The organism is Curtobacterium sp. B18 (assembly GCF_000333375.1).
Lineage (GTDB): Bacteria > Actinomycetota > Actinomycetes > Actinomycetales > Microbacteriaceae > Curtobacterium.
In genome coordinates this window covers 1-263 of the sequence record NZ_BACZ01000766.1, presented here as the reverse complement: position 1 = coordinate 263, position 263 = coordinate 1, and the positions used below count along the sequence as shown (strand labels likewise).

Here is a 263-nt window from a genome sequence, read left to right as displayed (position 1 = left end):
TGCAGGATGTGCAGACGCGCTTTTCCGACATGGATTCCAACCAGCACATCAACAATGTCGCGATCGCGGCGGCGTTCGAGGATGCACGCGTGCGTTTCGATTTGGGCCATGGCGCCCGCGCCCTGTTCAAGAACCTGCGCATGATGATCGTCGCCGCCGGCATCGATTATCTGGCCGAGGCGCATTACCCGCAGCCGCTGCGGATCCATGTCGGCGTGCTGGCGATCGGGCGGACGAGCTGGACGCTCGGCCAGCTCGCGCTG

General features: G+C 64.3%; 1 protein-coding gene. It reads left to right on the top strand.

From position 1 onward, the window contains the following. Window positions 1–263 (top strand): acyl-CoA thioesterase (locus I5E_RS20250; protein WP_031263303.1); only part of this gene is annotated, 263 nt, incomplete at both ends.